Genomic DNA, 15,724 nt, shown 5'->3' with positions numbered 1-15,724 from the left:
ACCAAGTATTAAATTTGAAACAGAAAATACAAATCAATTAGCTCTGTTTTTCTAAATCCTTACGTCGAACTCAGGTTTGTAATCTACAACAAACTCTTTAAAATACTCCTTTATTTCTTCTCTAGCCTTTAAAAATGCTTCATGTTTTTCATCATCCGTTCCAACCAATTTTGAAGGGTCGTAAAAATTATGATGTAATCGTTTTGCATTCTTACTGGGAATATAGGGACAGTTCTCATTTGCATGGTCGCAAACAGTTATAATATAGTTAAAATCCACATCTGCATATTCATCTACATGATTTGATGTGTGATTTGAAATATCAATCCCATCTTCTTTCATAATAGCGGCAGCACCTGGATTAATTCCATGTGTTTCAATGCCTGCACTGTAAACGTTTACTTTTCTATTATCTAAAAAATGGTTTAAATATCCATGTGCCATTTGGCTTCTACAGGAATTTCCTGTGCATAATACTAATATGTTTTTCATTTTAAAGGTGTTCTTTCATTTCCGCAAAGGCGGAAAACTCATTAATAAATACAGAATAACGAAACTTGTTAGCAACAATTTCCGTCTGGCGTACAACATGGTTCTTCGCTAGAAACTGTTTCTAAAACTTCAGAAACACCACATATCTCCTTGGCCTTACAATCTGTTTTTTCGACCGCTAATTTAACTATCAAGTTGTTACCACGTATTTCGAAATCGTTAACAAATAGCTGTGCTGTGTGAAAAGTTGCGTTGCTGTATTCAAACTTTACTTCCGCATCAAATTTATAAGGCTTCATTTTACCTACTTTTTTAAGAATTGCTAATGCTTTATAAATCGACATATATTCAGTTTTACCCAATTCGCTTGGGCTTTCCCATAGTTGAATAATTGTTTCTTTCCAAGCATCGGTTTGCGAACCACAATCAACAGAATCAACTGTAAGGTGTTTTACTTCTGTTATATGATAATTAGCGCCAACCAATAAATTAGGAGCATATTCAAATAATAAAGATTTATCTTTATTCTCTTCAAGTACTTGAAATAATTCTTGTGTTTTCATGTTTTTATAAATTTTTATTTTAAGTTTTCACTTTGACTGTGCCCAGTGAGACAGCTAAGCATAGCATATTAATGTTTAACAGCAATTTGATTTTGTAGTATTAAAAAATGAGTTTAATTGACTTTGAATTTCAGTCCATCTTTTTACATTAATACAATAACACATACTTTTACCTTCTACTTCACCGTTAAGTAAACCAATACTCTTTAATTCTTTTAAATGTTGTGAAATAGTTGCTTGCGCTAAACCAATTTCGGCGACTAAATCGTTACAAATACAGGCATTCTGGTTACTTATATACTGCAATATAGACACACGAGCTGGATGACCCAAAACTTTAAAAACTTGTGCTAAATCATTTTGCTTATCGGTAAATATTTGAGTTTTGGTAATTCCCATTATATTATTTTAATATTGCAATATTACGATAATAAAATTAATTAAAAAAAGCCAAAACACATTTTTTTGGCTTTTTATGAGTTTATAAAGTTTTATTTACTTAAAACCAAGATTTTTTGCCAGCTTGATAGGTATTGTAAAACTCTTCATCAGACTTTGTAAGATATATGATTCCTTCTATCAATCCTATTACCCCAGAGATTGCAGATGTAATTCCACATGTTACAAACCCTAAAAGACCTAAAACGAGTAAAATAATACCTTCTTTTTGGTAGCCTAAAATAAACTTGTGAATTCCAATCCAGCCTAAAAGAATACCTAAAACACCTGCAAGTACTTTTTTATTATCACCTGTTGCTTTATCAAATGCTTCTTTAGCCTCTTCTGCAAACTCAGAAGCAGATTCCTTAGCTTCACTAGCAAATTCTTTGGCCTTCTCTTTTGCTTCTTCTGCAAATTCTTCAGCTTTATCGGCCGCTTTTTTTGCGCCTTCTTTAGCATCTCCTAACATATCGTTAAGGTCGTCGCTTAAATTTTTTTCATCAGACATGATCTATAATGTTGTTTTAATTAGAAAATAAAAATAGTGAAAATTTAAATTCGCTACTACATATATGTGCTTCTAATTATAATAATGTTACAATAATAGCAATGGATTCTTTTATCTAAATAATAAAATAACACCTCCAATGGCAGTCACAATCAATATAAACCGTCTATAATTAACATTAGATATAAGTCTAACAAGCGCAACACCAATAAAAAATCCAAGAATAACAACAGGAACCATTATAGAATTTAACACCAAGGTTTGCAACGTAACGGTTTTCCAAACAAAAAAATGAAATGGTAATTTAAATACATTGATAATGAAGAATAACCATGCAGCCGTACCAATAAATTCGTTTTTTGGAAAACGCATAGCTAGAAAATAAATATTTGAAATAGGGCCTGCCAAATTACCTATCATAGTTGTAAAACCAGCTAAGAATCCTGTGCCACTAGAGAATAATTTATTTGTTGGAATACTATTAGACTTTCTGTTTTCGGTATAAAACATGATTAAAACTGACGCAATAATTATAATTGCCATCATACGTTTAAAAATAACTTCGGATATATCGTTACCTATCCAAACACCAACTAAAACCCCAATAATCATCCATGGGATAAGTTTTTTTATATAATCCCACCGTGCGTGTCTATTGTAATAAATAACAGCAAAAATATCGGCTATTATAAGCATAGGAAGCAAAATTCCTGTTGAAGCCTTTTCGCCAAAAACAAAAGCTAGAATAACAACTATAATAATGCCAATTCCTTTTATACCTGCCTTAGATAAACCCAATAAAAAAACTGCGATACAAATTGCAGCCCATTGGATAGTTGACAAATTATAGGATTGGAGAATTTCTAAATAATTCAAAAAAAAACTAGTTCTACTTAATTAAAAAACGAATTTACAAAAACGCACTATCAATAGGTTCCCATAATTCTATTTTGTTTCCATCGTTATCCAGAATCCATCCAAATTTTCCATATTCATATTCTTCTATTTCGCCAACAATGGTAACGCCTTCTTCATTTAGTGTTTCAAGTAATTCATGCAGGTTTTCTACCCGATAGTTAAACATAAAATCTTTTTTGGAGGGCTCGTAATATTTAGTGTCCTGAGCAAATGGGCTCCATTGTGTTGAACACTTATTCCCTTCTTTATCCTTCCACCAAAAGGTACATCCGTAATCATCAGTATTAAACCCTAGGTGTTTATTATACCAGTCTTTTGTTTCTTTTGGGTTTTTAGTTTTAAAAAACAAACCACCAATTCCTGTTACACGATTTTTCATTTTTTTCTGTTTTTAACGGCCGATTCGTAAATATCTATCCACTCTTCAGCGCTTATTTTGCCTGTAAGCTCTCCAATGAGATTAAAAGGAATATCATTCATTTTTTTAAACCTGATACAGCTTTTCCCCATATCTAACTTATACTTACAACGTTTAGCATATTCAGATATAAACCAATCCATAAGTTCTTTTTTTGCATATAAAACCATACTATACACTGCAACAAAGTTTTTCTGAGACGCCAAATTCATAAATGGCAATGGTAATTTTGGGTCGCAATGGTATCCGTCTGGATATACAGAATGTGGTATCACATAACCTAACATGCCATAATTCATGGTTTCTTCCATCCCTTTGGGTAGATTATTTAAAATTTGTTGTCTCAATTTTTCAATAGGTTCTTTTCTATCTTCTGGTAGTTCGTCCAGATATTGTTGTGGTGATGTTGCTTTAGATTGCATAATATTTATTTACGTTGAAGTATAAGTCCTGAAATTAATGATATTACAAACCCTATAAGAATTACAGTAATAAACATTAGAAACGCCATAAAACCTGAACCTCCATATTCTTCCATTTGTTGTGTAAGTTCTGCTTTTTTAATTATTAATTCTTCTGGCGATAAGGTTGCTTCCATCTTTTTTATTGAATAGTCCATATATTCAGTTGCAAAGTCTGGGTTTATCTGAGTTGTATAAATGTAATCGAACAAAGCAACTCCAACTGCCGAAAATAACGATATAAGCATGCCGATTGCAATCGCTTTCCCTAAAGATACTTTTCCGTTATTTACTTTATCTCGATAGTGTTTGATTCCGAAGTAAACAAATAATAAAGAGAGTATCATAGAAGCATACCCAATAAGTTCTCCGTAGTCAAAATTTACTCCCATTCCCAACAAAAAAGGTAATCCGAAGAATAAAAACCCACATATTAAACTATAAAGTCCGTACTTAAATATTGTGTTTTTCATTTTTATATATGTATTGATTAGTTCTCCAAAAGTAGTAAGATGATAGGATCGAGAACTCGTACTAAAGTACTAAATTGATAATACTTTAGTACAAATTTACACGTGTTGATCTATAAGAATGGTATTTCCATCTGGATCTAACAAAACAACACTTGCAGGGCCAGAAGTGTTTTCATCTGCTTTCCTTTCAAGTTTAATATGATTCTTTTGAAGGTTTTTTTGAATATCGCGAACATCTGTAAACTCATTCAATTTATTAGCACTTTCATCCCATCCTGGATTAAAAGTTAAAATATTATTTTCAAACATACCTTGAAAAAGCCCCACCAATGCGTTACCGTTTTTCATGATAAGATAATTCCTTTCTATTTCACCTGCAAAAACACTAAACCCCAAGGTTTCGTAAAATGTTTTTGATTTGCGAATATCCTTCACGCTTAAACTAACTGAAAATGCTCCTAGTTTCATAGATAATATTTTTAGATTATTAAACTTCAATACAAAGCTACTTATCTAGTAAAAATAGGCTTCATACTAAAGTACCAAACGATTGCGTTTGTCTAAAAATATAAAAAAAGTTTAAATAATTTGATGGTCTTGTGCTACCTGTATTGCTTGTGTTCTGCGCTTTGCATTAAGTTTAACAAGCAAATTAGAAACGTGTGTCTTAATTGTGCTTTCTGAAAGAAATAGTTTTTCGGCAATTTCTTTATTAGATAACCCTGAAGATATGTGCTTTAGAACTTCGTATTCTCGATTTGTGATTTCTAATTCTTTTACTTTTTCTAAATCTATTTCACGCTTAGCTACAGATTGTTGCTTTTGAGTTTTTTTATTAATGAATAATCCAATAACTAAAAAAACGATGGCAATAACTGCCATGATATATTCAATCTGTGTTTCACCTGTTATAAAAGTGTATTTACCAAACTGAAATAATAATAACAAAGCTACTATAAGTAAAGAAAAAACAAGAATGGTTTTCTTCATATTTTATAATGAAAATGAATTTTACTAGTAATTAAGACCTGTTAAAAATACAAAAAAGATTGCCTCGTCGTTTAACTCCTCGCAATGACAAATGCTTTAATTTTATCAACAATAGTTTGTGCTAATTTTTCTTTACTTTCAAGAGTCCAACCAGCTACATGAGGTGATAATAAAACATTTTCGGCTTTTATTAAATATTGAAGTGCTTTTGGCATTTCGTTAGTAAACAAGTTTTCAAAAGAAGCTTTCTCATATTCTAAAACATCCAATCCTGCACCAAGTATTTTAGCAGATGCTAAAGCGGTTACCAAATCTTTAGTTACAACACTTTTACCTCGAGCTGTATTTAAAAACCAAAATGGTTTACTAAAAGCATTAATAAATTCCGAATTAACCATGTTTAAAGTTAGAGCCGTTTGTGGGGTATGTAGACTTACAATATCAACCCTTTTTTGAAATTCTGAAAGCGACACCTGCTTCGCATTATTATCTCCTACATTATCCTTAATATCGTAACATAAAATTTTAACATCAAATCCGCGTAGTTTTTTAGCAAAGGCTTTTCCCATATTACCATAGCCAATTATTCCAACAGTTTTCCCATCCAATTCAATACCTCTATTATCTTCACGTAACCATTGTCCTTTTCTAACTTCGGCGTCTGCTTTATTGAGTTTATTAAACAGCGACAAAAGCATCCCAAGCGTATGCTCGCCAACGGCATTTCTATTCCCCTCGGGGGCTGAGATTAAATATACACCTTTATCTTTAGCATAATCGCAATCAATATTTTCTAAACCTGCACCAACTCGTCCTATAAATTTTAAGTTCTTTGCGGCATCTAAAAATGGTTTATCTATTGTAAATCGACTTCTTATGATGACGCCATCATATTCATGAATTTTAGATTCAATAACTTGTTTTGAAGATGCATAATCTTCGCTATTAACGAAGCCTAAAGCATCTAATTGATTTAATAATAATTCGTGATTTGCGTCTAGATGAAGAACTTTCATTTAAATTTTTGGATAACGTGTTTGGGTCTTTTCATGTTGCACTTTTCCTGTATGTGCTGTCGATTTTTTTTCAAAAAGTAATACATGTACTTCTTCATTGTTTTTTGTGAAAGGATTGTGCTCAACCCCTTTTGGAACCACTATAATTTCTCCTTCCTTGACTACTTCGGTTCTATCGCGAAATTGCATGTGCAAAGTTCCTTTTACTACTTGAAAAAGTTCGTCTTCATTTTCATGGCTATGCCATACGAATTCTCCTTTAAGCTTTGCTAATATAACTTGCATATCATCAACTATTGCAATTTGATGTGGATGCCAGTTTTTATCAAATCTTGAAAATTTGTCTTTTATATTTAATGCTTTCATTGTGTAAAATTATGAAGTTTTGTACTAGCAATTTTAAAGTATAAATGCCGTATTATGAATTAATTCTATATACCTAAAATCATTCTTGCTATCCAAAAATACAGTAGAATACCTAAAATATCGTTGCTTGTTGTTATAAATGGGCCTGTGGCAATTGCTGGATCAATGCCACGTTTGTTTAAAAATAATGGCACAAAAGTACCTATAAGTCCCGCAACAATAATTACAGCTACAAGTGATACCGAAATGGCGAAAGCGGTGTTTAGCTCTCCTTTTATTGCCCAAACAAACAAGAATAAAAATAATGCTAGAATTATACCATTAAGTGCTGCAAGCAACATTTCTTTTATTAAACGACTGTTTACGCTACCACGTACTTCATCGTTGGCTAAACCTTGCACTATAATGGCACTTGATTGCACTCCAACGTTTCCTGCCATGGCAGCAATAAGCGGTGTGAAAAAAAACAAAATAACTGCTTTACCAGTAAAAAGGCTTTCGAAACCTTCCATGATTAAAAAAGCACCAATACCTCCTACTAACCCTAAAAAAAGCCAAGGTAATCGTGCTCTTGTAAGCTCTAGAATACTATCATCAGAATCTACATCGCCTGTAATACCCGCAGCTAATTGGTAATCTTTCTCTGCTTCTTCCTTTAAAACATCAACTATATCGTCAATAGTAATTCTACCTAATAATGTTTGCGAATCATCAACAACAGGAATAGCTTCCAAATCGTATTTTGCCATAACTTTAGCTACATCTTCTACATCGTCATGAACATTAACATAATCTACATTCACTTTAACTAAGTCTGCAATTTTTTGCTCGCTTTTAGCAACAATTAAATCTTTTAAAGACAGGCGACCAATAAGTTTTTCTTCCTTATTTACCACATAAATAGAATGGACTCTTGTTACCTCTTTGGCTTGACCGCGAATTCTACGCATGCAACCTGCTACAGTCCAGGTTTCATATACCTTAACCAGTTCTTTTGCCATAAGTCCACCAGCGGTATCTTCATCATAAGCTAAAAGTTCTTGAATCTCAGATTTATGTTCTTCATCTTCAATTTGAGAAATAACTGCTTCTTGTCGTTCTTCTGAAAGTTCGGCTATAATATCTGCAGCGTCATCGGTATCTAACTCTTCAACTTCTTCTGCTATTTCTTTTGCTGAAAGATTTTTTAAAACCTTTTCTCTATTGTCTTCATCGAGTTCTGTTAAAATATCTGAAGTCGTATCAGAGTCTAAAAGCTTTATTACATACACAGCTTCTTCCAGATTTAATTCATCTAAAATTTCGGCTATATCTGCGTAGTGAAACTCATTAAGTAGTTTGTTGAGTTCCTTATCGTCGTTAACTTCAATGAGTTGCGCTACTTGATCAACAAGTTCATCTGTTAACTCGAATTGTATGTTTTCTTTCTCTTCAGACATGAGATTAAAACTTCTCGATATTATTTCAAAATTCCATTTGAAATCACTCGAAATGCCACTTAATTTTTATCGTTTTCAATTAATCGTGCGAGTTCAATAAACTCGAAAACAGCTAACTGTTCTGGCCGTTTGCCAAATATAACATTTGCTTTTAAATTATCTGATAAATTGAATGTTTTTAAACTGTTACGAAGCGTTTTTCGTCGTTGCTGAAACGCTGTCTTCACGATTTTAAAGAATATTTTTTCGTCGCATGGTAACGAATAATTTTCCTTTCTAATTAATCTTAACACGCCTGAATCAACTTTTGGAGGGGGATTAAAAACTGAAGGTGGAACTGTAAACAAATACTCTGCGTTATAAAATGCTTGTGTTAAAACCGAGAGTATACCATAAACCTTACTGCCTTCTTTTGAGCATATACGTTGTGCAACTTCTTTTTGAAACATTCCTGAAAACTCTGGAATTTGATCGCGCATTTCTAATGTTTTGAATACAATTTGTGTAGAAATATTGTACGGGAAATTACCAATAATGGCAAATGGTTCTTCTTTAAAAACATCTTTTAAATTATACTTTAAAAAATCTTTTTCTATTATTCTTGGTGCTAGACTTAGATAATTAGCTTGTAAATATTCTACAGACTCTGTGTCTATTTCTATAACATGTGTGGTAACCTCTTTTTTTAATAAATACTTTGTAAGAACACCCATTCCAGGACCTATTTCAAGTACGTTTTTATAGCCTTTCAAACTTAAAGTATCAGCTATTCGTTGGGCAACAGTTTCATCTATTAAAAAATGCTGTCCTAAATATTTTTTTGCTTTTACTTGGTGCTGATTTGGTTTGTATGCCACGAATTTATGTGTATTAAGTTATGTAAGAACGATAAGACCCTTAGACTATGCTTAGGGTAACAAAACTAAGCTATTTAAAATTCACGGTATACTCATCAACAATTTGAAGCTCTGTTCTAAACGCTAGCATTTTATCTGCAAACTTTTTTAGTCCATCTTGCCTTAATCTATCTGCGTCTTCTTTATAATAAGCGTCTAAAGCTTCACGTGAGTATGAACGATATTGAACAGAGTATGTTACACCACCCATATCCTCTTCGACTAAAACTCTTGTAAGCGTTGCTTTATCAAATTTACCTGTTCGTAGTACTTTTGGAATATGTTCTTTAATCCACAACAACCATTCGTCATGGATGCTTTCATCTATATTTATGGTTACGTTATATATAATCATATATTGAAAATATTATGAGATTTCTCGCTATGCTGGAAATAACAAAAGTTTATAATTTTTTTGCAAATAACAGCAGTTCTTCATCATCTTCAAAGGGTTTTATCTTTTTTTCAAATGCCAACCCTAACTTTTCTAATAAATTAATTGAACTCTTGTTATAAGGAACTGTAATTGCTGTTATTCTATTAAGCTTGTAAATTTCTTTCGCTAATTTTAATACTGCAATTGAAGCTTCATAACCAAAACCTTGACCTTCATATTCTGGAAGAAAAGCAAAACCTATATCTACATGCTCTAATTCTTCACGCTTTGCTAAACCACATGTACCAATAGCTTTGTTATTTTCACTTTTTAACTCCAATTTGTAAAACCCGAAGTCAAAATCAAAATAACTTTTAATTGTTTTACTCGCTAAATAATTTTCGGCATCTTCAATGCTTATTAAATTTTTATCACCTATATATTTTAAACAATTTGGTGAATTAGTCAACTTTAAAAAGAATGGAGCATCCTCAATTTTAAATTTGGAAATAATAAGGCGTTCTGTTTCTGCAACCATTTTTTCTAATTAATAGCATCTCCCCTTAAAGCTCTATAGTTTTTTCGAGCTTCAATAAAGTAAATGCTATCGGCATGATTAAAAATAATTTGCTCATATAAGGCTTTCGCCTTTTCAGGCTCGTTTGTATGCTTTACATAAATTTGAGCTAATCTGTAAAGTGCATCGTCAATTAAAATGCCATCGCGATAATTATCAATAATTGATTGATAATTAAACTTGGCTTTTTCAAATTGAAATTTAGCTTCAAACAACTGTCCTTGCTTATACAAAGTTTGGGCAATAATAGGTTCTGTTTTATGTGCTTCTAGTATTTTATTTAAGACTAAAATAGCTTCATCATTTCTATTTTGAAAAGCTAACAAATCAGCTTTAGAGTATAATTTTAAAGCCGTTTGTAAAGAATCTTCATACTTATTATCAGAAATAAGTAATTTAAGATCAAGTGCATCATTCGCAATTAACTGAGATGTTGAAGATTTTAAAATTTTAAGCTGAGATTCTGCCCATTTAAAATCTCCTTTGTAATAACTCGCCTTAGCCACTTTAAAACGCGCTTCTTGCGAAATAGTACTATTTTTTAAATTACGTTGTATTTGCGTAAAATATATTAGAGCCTGATTAAATTTTTCTTGAAGAAGCAAAATATCTCCTAGTTCTAACTTAACCGTTGCCTTTTGTAATTGATTTAAAGGAAGCTCAAGTGTTTTTTCTAGAAATTTAGTTGCCTCTTCTGTTTTATTCATGTAAAACGCTAAAAAATGAGCATAAGCAATTTGAATATCTAAGGTTTGAGAGAACTTACCATAGTGATTAAAAAGTTCTAAATATTCATTATTGATGTTGTTATATGCTTCTTTAGGACTTTCTTTTGTTTTTAGCTGAAGTAAATTTTGGTAAGCACTTAATTGTGTTTCTAAATCTTGCGCCGTTTCAATTAAGAATGTGTAAATTTCTTTTGCCACATCAACCTCACCATCAATTATACAAATTGAGGCTAACTCTTCAATACTCTCGAGGCTTTCTGGTTGTCTATTAAAAATTGCCTTTTCTTGAATGAAGGCTTTTTTAAAATCTTTTTGCTGAACAAACAACCAGCTTAACATTGCATTCCAAAGCACGTTAGGCTCTTGCTGTGTTTTTTTAAGAAGTATCTTTCTGAGAAGCATATTATTCTCATTTGTACCATCTACACTAATAAAATCGTTTATGGCTCGTTTTATATTACTTAATGAAACTGGATTAGTCTCCGCATAATTAACATAGCTATTAAACATTTTCTCTATATTACCTTGTTCGCCATATAGCTGTGCTAATTGCAAATTAAAGTTAAAGTCGGGCTTTAAAACCATTGCTTTTTCGTAAGCTACAATAGCTCTATTTAATAATGCATGACCTTGAAAACTCCTAGCTATAGCAAAAACATTATTTGGATTACTATCTATACTAGACATAGCCTTTTCGTAATAAACTTTAGCGTTTTCATCATCGTTTTTAAGCTGAAAATTATACCCTAAATCCACTATAAAAGATGGGTATTTTATGCGTTCCATTAACTTGAGCAAGAAAGTTTCTACCTCATCATACTGTTCTAGTTGCTGGTGTGTATTTACAAGTTGATTTATATAATTAATATTAGTAGGTGATTGCGCATAAAGTTTCTTATACTCTAAAAGAGCTTTTTCATAATCTCCCTTTTTAAAATAATCTTTAGCAATAATATCCTCTTGTGCATTTACACTAACGACGAATAAAAAACAAATGAAGAAAAGAATTCTCATATGGTAAATATAACAAATGTGAAGCGCCAATATTGCAAATATTTCCATAAAAAATGCCCGAATATAATTCGGGCATTTACCAACCAAAAATAAACTTGCTATTAACTACCGCTAGTTAAAAACGATATAATTACTCGATTGGGGACAGTAACTTTAAATGAAATAATCCCTATTTACTTACAATTGCTGTTGTTTTATTTTCAGATTTTACGATTTCGAAATCTGAAAACAAAACTTTACTAACGAAGAAAATTAAAGTAATAAGCAAAACTATGCGCTTAATATTTTTCATGGTAGGTTAAGTTAAATGATTTGGTTTAGCTAAATTCAGGAATATCTATGTAAGACCAAAGAAAATTGAATAAAAATCGTTAAACAGCGTCAATAATTTGCATTTTATCGATTTATTTTAAAAATTTTTACTATTTCGAAAGTTTTTTCTTTCTTTGTTTTTTAATCAATAATACTGAATCCTGTATAAGATTGAAGAACTTCTGGTATTACAATACCTTCTTTTGTTTGGTAATTTTCTAAAATTCCAGCTAATACACGAGGTAATGCCAACGAACTCCCATTTAATGTATGGGCTAATTGATTTTTACCATCAGCATTTTTAAATCGAAGTTTAAGCCTATTCGCTTGAAAAGTTTCGAAGTTTGAAATAGATGATATTTCTAACCATCTGTCTTGAGCAGTTGAAAACACCTCAAAATCGTAGGTTAAAGCCGATGTAAACCCTAAATCACCTCCGCAAAGTCTTAAAATACGGTATGGTAATTTTAATTCTTGGAGAATAGACTTTACATGATTTACCATGCCATCTAAAGCTTTATAAGATTGTGTTGGGTGTTCAATTCGTAAAATTTCAACTTTATCAAATTGATGTAATCTATTTAAGCCCCTTACATGTGCTCCATAACTTCCAGCCTCTCTACGAAAACATGGTGTATAGCCAGTTATTCCAATAGGTAAATCGCCTTCATTAAGTAAAGTATCTCTAAAAATATTTGTACCTGGAACCTCTGCTGTTGGTATTAAATACAGGTTATCTTCTGTAACATGATACATCTGCCCTTCCTTATCGGGCAATTGTCCTGTACCAAATCCAGACGCTTCATTTACTAAATGTGGTAATTGGTATTCTGTGTAGCCTGCTTCTGTATTTTTGTCTAAGAAATAAGCAATTAAAGCACGTTGTAATCTAGCACCTTTTCCTTTGTAAACAGGAAATCCAGCTCCAGTGATTTTATTACCCAATTCAAAATCTATAATGTCGTATTTTTTTGCAAGTTCCCAATGTGGTAACGCTTCATCATGTAAAACGGGGATATCTCCTTCTTTAAACACCTCCTCGTTATCTTCATCTGTGTTTCCAGCAGGTACAATTTCGTTTGGAACATTCGGTATTTTATATAATAACTCGTTTAACTCATTCGATTTGCGATTAAGATCTTCGCTAAGTTGTTTAGAACTTTCTTTAAGCAAGCTTGTTTTTTCTTTTAAAAGATTAGCTTCTTGAGCTTTACCCGCTTTAAACAAATTGCCAATTTCTTTAGATATGGTATTAGACTCAGCCAACGTATTATCTAGGTTTGATTGAATACGTCTTCTATCTTCATCCAAAGCAATTACTTGGTCAATCATATTGGTAGCATCAATGTTTCTTTTTGCTAATCGTGTAATTACCAAATCTTTGTTTTCTCTAATAAAAGGAACTTGTAACATGAGTTAAAAATTTAAGCGACAAATTTAATGAATTACGCAGAAAACTAGTCTTCTTTTGAAGGTAAAATCCAATCGTTATGTTTAAACGTATTCCATGAAACATTGGCTAAATCGACTTTGGGGTCAATTAGTGTTTTAAAGGGTTTTCCATTGACGCTTATTTTAGAATCAACATATATTGAAACATCTTGACCGTCGTTCTCAAATATCGTGTTTAAATATTGTGCAAATTGCCAAATAACATCGGGTTTCGTGCTTGCCGATTGTTTTTGCTTTCTAGATAAATACTGATCCATGTTTACAACAAATACTTTTTTTGTGTCATTATTTACAACTCGGTATGTTGTAATGCCTGATTTAGCTCTTAGCATCATACGCCATGACATTCTATGGCCCTCTTCTGTCCATAACACATTATCTTTAATAAAATGATGTCTTACTGGTAATAGTAATTGTATTATAAAATACCCTGTACCAACAACAATTAAAATGTTACGATAAGAAGGAACTACAATTTCTTCCTTGTTATAAAACAATTTGTTTTTTAAAAATAGTCTTTGAATGGTTTTTGGCTCAAAAAAGAATAATGAAAATGCTAACGCTAGATAAGGAAAAATACCTATTTGAAATACAAATGAGTTGAACAAATGAAAGAAGATAGAAACAAAAAAGGCATACTTTCTAGTTGGTTTGAAAAGCAATAATGGAACTATTAACCCGTCAAATAAAATGCCGCCATAAGCTAACGTATAATGCAGCCATTTTTCTTGTAGTATAGAACCAATTAAAAAATAATCGGACTTACTTCGCATTAAAAGACCAGATACATTCGCATTTAACCAATCGGGGTATAATTTAGCTACCGATGCATAAGTATATACTATAAATAATTGAAGTACAACAACCCATTTTACCCATTGAGGCATGGAATAACTCTTGAGATCTGGATTCAATTTCACATCCATTGAGGCATATCTATTAGCAGGAAGAAATACCATTATAACACTTAAGATTACCAACAAATAATAGTGGTTATTATATGAGGTTTTTTGCATGAGGTAAGTTCCTGTCCACATAATAGTAAAACTTATCATTGCTAGTCTGTATTTATACCCGACCATAATTAATAATCCGAATACAGACATGATGCCGAAGTAACCATACATACCGTTTCCGGGTAATGGTTGTAACCACTCAAAACCAATAAAAGAAAAAGTGAATTTTGGTTCAATTAAAACGCGCTTAACCCAGCCTGTTAAAATGGCTCCAAAGGACTCTAAAAAACACAGTAACCCAAAAAGTATACGAAAGACTATTAAAGCAGAATTATCAATATGCTTAAATACCCATTTATTTAGCATAATGTTTATTGATGTAAGTGAGTGCAGTTTCTTTATCGCTTAATAGTTGCTCTTTTAATTCTTCAATAGAATCAAACTTTTTCTCGTCGCGCAGCCGGTTTAATAATTCGACTTTTATCTTTTTATTATATATATCCTTATCGAAATTGAAAAAATTAACTTCAATCGACTCTTTATCACCATTCACTGTTGGATTCATTCCTATATTCATCATACCAAAAACTTCAGCATCATCAATAGAGGACTTAACAATATAAGAACCCTGTTTAGGAATTAATTTGTAAGTTTCTTCAATATTTATATTAGCTGTTGCGAATCCTAAATTTTTGCCTAATCCTTTGCCTTTAACAACCGTACCTGTAAGCATAAAGTTATATCCTAAATAAGCATTAGCCTTCGATATATCTCCATCTTTTAAAGCCTTTCTAATTTTGGTAGAACTTACAGAAACATCATTAATGTCTTGTGCAGAAATTTCTTCTACATCAAAATTATATTTAATTCCAAAATCTTTTAAATCGTCTATATCGGCATTTCTATTTCTCCCAAACCTATGATCGTAACCAATAATAACTTTTTTAGCATTTAGCTTATCTACCAAAATTTCCTTTACAAAATCTTCGGCCGAAAGTCTTGAAAATTCTCTAGTAAACTTTTTAATAACTAGGTAGTCCAAACCTAAATCATTAAGAATATCGTGACGCTCTTCAATGGTGTTTATCAGTTTTATATTAGAATCCTTCTGAAGTACCATTCTAGGGTGTGGGAAAAACGTAAGAATAATCGATTTTAAATTAGTCTCCTTTCCTGTGTTTATTAGCCTTGAAATTATTTTTTGATGCCCTATGTGAACACCATCAAAGGTACCGAGGGTAACCACCGCGTCTTTTTCCGATTTGTATGCTGTAATGTTTTTTACACTACTCATAAAAGCGCATAATTGTTCAATTAATTAAAAAAAG

20 protein-coding genes are annotated in these 15,724 nt (G+C 31.7%); all 20 read right to left on the bottom strand.

Going from position 1 to position 15,724, the window contains the following annotated elements; translation table 11 throughout:
- Window positions 1-51: 51 nt before the first annotated feature.
- Complete coding sequence (locus Q0739_RS04005; RefSeq protein WP_298237404.1) at window positions 52-492, bottom strand: arsenate reductase ArsC; 441 nt, start codon at window positions 490-492, stop codon at window positions 52-54.
- Window positions 493-560: 68 nt separating this feature from the next.
- Window positions 561-1,055 (bottom strand): DUF6428 family protein, encoded by a 495-nt coding sequence (locus Q0739_RS04000; protein WP_298237403.1) that lies wholly within the window; start codon window positions 1,053-1,055, stop codon window positions 561-563.
- A gap of 75 nt (window positions 1,056-1,130) precedes the next feature.
- Window positions 1,131-1,454 (bottom strand): metalloregulator ArsR/SmtB family transcription factor, encoded by a 324-nt coding sequence (locus Q0739_RS03995; RefSeq protein WP_298237402.1) that lies wholly within the window; start codon window positions 1,452-1,454, stop codon window positions 1,131-1,133.
- A gap of 100 nt (window positions 1,455-1,554) precedes the next feature.
- Window positions 1,555-2,004, bottom strand: a complete 450-nt coding sequence (locus Q0739_RS03990) for a TM2 domain-containing protein (RefSeq protein WP_298237401.1) — start codon at window positions 2,002-2,004, stop codon at window positions 1,555-1,557.
- A gap of 111 nt (window positions 2,005-2,115) precedes the next feature.
- On the bottom strand, window positions 2,116-2,847 hold the full coding sequence (locus Q0739_RS03985) for a sulfite exporter TauE/SafE family protein (RefSeq protein ID WP_298237400.1): 732 nt from the start codon (window positions 2,845-2,847) through the stop codon (window positions 2,116-2,118).
- A gap of 67 nt (window positions 2,848-2,914) precedes the next feature.
- Entirely contained in the window at window positions 2,915-3,301 is a 387-nt protein-coding gene (locus tag Q0739_RS03980; RefSeq protein WP_298237399.1) for a VOC family protein, read from the bottom strand.
- Window positions 3,298-3,762 carry a DUF1801 domain-containing protein gene (locus Q0739_RS03975; RefSeq protein ID WP_298237398.1) on the bottom strand — a complete coding sequence of 155 codons (465 nt, stop codon included), beginning with the start codon at window positions 3,760-3,762 and terminating at the stop codon, window positions 3,298-3,300. Before Q0739_RS03975 ends, Q0739_RS03980 begins: the two co-directional genes overlap by 4 nt.
- Window positions 3,763-3,767: 5 nt before the next feature.
- Window positions 3,768-4,274, bottom strand: a complete 507-nt coding sequence (locus Q0739_RS03970) for a DUF4199 domain-containing protein (protein ID WP_298237397.1) — start codon at window positions 4,272-4,274, stop codon at window positions 3,768-3,770.
- Window positions 4,275-4,370: 96 nt separating this feature from the next.
- Window positions 4,371-4,742, bottom strand: a complete 372-nt coding sequence (locus tag Q0739_RS03965) for a VOC family protein (RefSeq protein WP_298237396.1) — start codon at window positions 4,740-4,742, stop codon at window positions 4,371-4,373.
- Window positions 4,743-4,853: 111 nt separating this feature from the next.
- Window positions 4,854-5,264, bottom strand: coding sequence for a response regulator transcription factor (locus tag Q0739_RS03960; RefSeq protein WP_298237395.1), 411 nt, complete (start codon window positions 5,262-5,264; stop codon window positions 4,854-4,856).
- Window positions 5,265-5,335: 71 nt separating this feature from the next.
- Window positions 5,336-6,280, bottom strand: coding sequence for a 2-hydroxyacid dehydrogenase (locus Q0739_RS03955; protein ID WP_298237394.1), 945 nt, complete (start codon window positions 6,278-6,280; stop codon window positions 5,336-5,338).
- Entirely contained in the window at window positions 6,281-6,646 is a 366-nt protein-coding gene (locus Q0739_RS03950; RefSeq protein ID WP_298237393.1) for a cupin domain-containing protein, read from the bottom strand.
- A 65-nt stretch (window positions 6,647-6,711) separates the two neighbouring features.
- Window positions 6,712-8,085: a magnesium transporter gene (mgtE, locus tag Q0739_RS03945; RefSeq protein ID WP_298237392.1), complete on the bottom strand. Its 1,374-nt coding sequence runs from the start codon at window positions 8,083-8,085 to the stop codon at window positions 6,712-6,714.
- Window positions 8,086-8,144: 59 nt separating this feature from the next.
- Window positions 8,145-8,942, bottom strand: coding sequence for a 16S rRNA (adenine(1518)-N(6)/adenine(1519)-N(6))-dimethyltransferase RsmA (gene rsmA / locus Q0739_RS03940; RefSeq protein ID WP_298237391.1), 798 nt, complete (start codon window positions 8,940-8,942; stop codon window positions 8,145-8,147).
- Between the two features lie 70 nt (window positions 8,943-9,012).
- The gene (locus Q0739_RS03935) at window positions 9,013-9,336 is read right to left on the bottom strand and encodes a DUF4286 family protein (protein WP_298237390.1); all 324 of its coding nucleotides are present in this window, start codon (window positions 9,334-9,336) and stop codon (window positions 9,013-9,015) included.
- A gap of 49 nt (window positions 9,337-9,385) precedes the next feature.
- Complete coding sequence (locus tag Q0739_RS03930; RefSeq protein ID WP_298237389.1) at window positions 9,386-9,895, bottom strand: GNAT family N-acetyltransferase; 510 nt, start codon at window positions 9,893-9,895, stop codon at window positions 9,386-9,388.
- A 5-nt stretch (window positions 9,896-9,900) separates the two neighbouring features.
- The gene (locus Q0739_RS03925; RefSeq protein ID WP_298237388.1) at window positions 9,901-11,676 is read right to left on the bottom strand and encodes a tetratricopeptide repeat protein; all 1,776 of its coding nucleotides are present in this window, start codon (window positions 11,674-11,676) and stop codon (window positions 9,901-9,903) included.
- Window positions 11,677-12,129: 453 nt separating this feature from the next.
- Complete coding sequence (gene serS, locus Q0739_RS03920; RefSeq protein ID WP_298237387.1) at window positions 12,130-13,401, bottom strand: serine--tRNA ligase; 1,272 nt, start codon at window positions 13,399-13,401, stop codon at window positions 12,130-12,132.
- 44 nt (window positions 13,402-13,445) lie between these two features.
- Window positions 13,446-14,762 carry an HTTM domain-containing protein gene (locus tag Q0739_RS03915; protein ID WP_298237386.1) on the bottom strand — a complete coding sequence of 439 codons (1,317 nt, stop codon included), beginning with the start codon at window positions 14,760-14,762 and terminating at the stop codon, window positions 13,446-13,448.
- A complete protein-coding gene (locus Q0739_RS03910) occupies window positions 14,752-15,690 on the bottom strand; it encodes a bifunctional riboflavin kinase/FAD synthetase (RefSeq protein WP_298237385.1) in 939 nt (312 codons plus the stop codon). Before Q0739_RS03910 ends, Q0739_RS03915 begins: the two co-directional genes overlap by 11 nt.
- Window positions 15,691-15,724 lie beyond the last annotated feature (34 nt).

This window comes from uncultured Algibacter sp. (assembly GCF_947487605.1).
Taxonomy (GTDB): Bacteria; Bacteroidota; Bacteroidia; order Flavobacteriales; family Flavobacteriaceae; genus Algibacter_D.
Note: the sequence above shows the minus strand (reverse complement) of the source record. Positions and strands in the feature narration are given on the sequence as shown.

Coding starts and splice junctions, on each gene's coding strand:
- Q0739_RS03965 (WP_298237396.1), bottom strand. CDS start 4,742: ATGAAACTAGGAGCATTTTCAGTTAGTTTAAGCGTGAAGGATATTCGC.
- Q0739_RS03950 (WP_298237393.1), bottom strand. CDS start 6,646: ATGAAAGCATTAAATATAAAAGACAAATTTTCAAGATTTGATAAAAAC.
- mgtE (WP_298237392.1), bottom strand. CDS start 8,085: ATGTCTGAAGAGAAAGAAAACATACAATTCGAGTTAACAGATGAACTT.
- Q0739_RS03970 (WP_298237397.1), bottom strand. CDS start 4,274: ATGAAAAACACAATATTTAAGTACGGACTTTATAGTTTAATATGTGGG.
- Q0739_RS03990 (WP_298237401.1), bottom strand. CDS start 2,004: ATGTCTGATGAAAAAAATTTAAGCGACGACCTTAACGATATGTTAGGA.
- Q0739_RS03925 (WP_298237388.1), bottom strand. CDS start 11,676: ATGAGAATTCTTTTCTTCATTTGTTTTTTATTCGTCGTTAGTGTAAAT.
- Q0739_RS03915 (WP_298237386.1), bottom strand. CDS start 14,762: ATGCTAAATAAATGGGTATTTAAGCATATTGATAATTCTGCTTTAATA.
- Q0739_RS03955 (WP_298237394.1), bottom strand. CDS start 6,280: ATGAAAGTTCTTCATCTAGACGCAAATCACGAATTATTATTAAATCAA.
- Q0739_RS04005 (WP_298237404.1), bottom strand. CDS start 492: ATGAAAAACATATTAGTATTATGCACAGGAAATTCCTGTAGAAGCCAA.
- Q0739_RS03960 (WP_298237395.1), bottom strand. CDS start 5,264: ATGAAGAAAACCATTCTTGTTTTTTCTTTACTTATAGTAGCTTTGTTA.
- Q0739_RS04000 (WP_298237403.1), bottom strand. CDS start 1,055: ATGAAAACACAAGAATTATTTCAAGTACTTGAAGAGAATAAAGATAAA.
- Q0739_RS03930 (WP_298237389.1), bottom strand. CDS start 9,895: ATGGTTGCAGAAACAGAACGCCTTATTATTTCCAAATTTAAAATTGAG.
- Q0739_RS03975 (WP_298237398.1), bottom strand. CDS start 3,762: ATGCAATCTAAAGCAACATCACCACAACAATATCTGGACGAACTACCA.
- Q0739_RS03980 (WP_298237399.1), bottom strand. CDS start 3,301: ATGAAAAATCGTGTAACAGGAATTGGTGGTTTGTTTTTTAAAACTAAA.
- serS (WP_298237387.1), bottom strand. CDS start 13,401: ATGTTACAAGTTCCTTTTATTAGAGAAAACAAAGATTTGGTAATTACA.
- Q0739_RS03995 (WP_298237402.1), bottom strand. CDS start 1,454: ATGGGAATTACCAAAACTCAAATATTTACCGATAAGCAAAATGATTTA.
- Q0739_RS03935 (WP_298237390.1), bottom strand. CDS start 9,336: ATGATTATATATAACGTAACCATAAATATAGATGAAAGCATCCATGAC.
- Q0739_RS03910 (WP_298237385.1), bottom strand. CDS start 15,690: ATGAGTAGTGTAAAAAACATTACAGCATACAAATCGGAAAAAGACGCG.